The 548-nt window shown below is 50.2% G+C and carries 1 protein-coding gene; it reads right to left on the reverse strand.

Features of this window, described 5'->3' with window-relative positions:
* Window positions 1–548: NAD-binding protein (locus tag R7Q48_RS30190; protein ID WP_318134087.1), on the reverse strand; the 548-nt coding region annotated here is incomplete at both ends.

Consider the following 548-nt stretch of genomic DNA (forward strand, 5'->3'; position numbering starts at 1 on the left):
AGTTTGGTGTGCTTGATTTCCGCACCTCGGCTTAACAGGCTCGCTAGCTGGGTGTAACTAACATTGCCCCCCATCAACAGCTTGCCGTGATACTCCTGAGCAACAGAGTGCTTTTCACTGCCGTTTCCATTCGTCTTCACTTTTTGCAGACAATGCACTTTATCTTCGCCGAACTCGTCGACAAATTGCATACAAGCCATGATGTTGAAGTGTTGATCTGGCGTGAGTGCGACCACTTGACCAATGCCAATCATGTTCAGGTTGTCATCCGCATGGCTAGAAATCGGGTTACCGTAATAATAATCCAGGCCCATCATACGAACTTGGCTGATGTACTCCCAGTTCGAGTCCGTCATCAATACACGTCGATCATAACGCGCTAGCGCTTGGCCAATTTCACGTGCGACTCGGTTCGCCCCAATAAGTAGGAAGCCTCTCGGCGCAGGTTCTGCGACACCCAATGCAATCGCCATAGGGCGAGCAGTGGCACTTTGTAATACCACCGTACCGATGATCACCATAAAGGTCATTGGCACCAGTAAGCTTGC

It is taken from the genome of Vibrio sp. 378 (assembly GCF_033339435.1).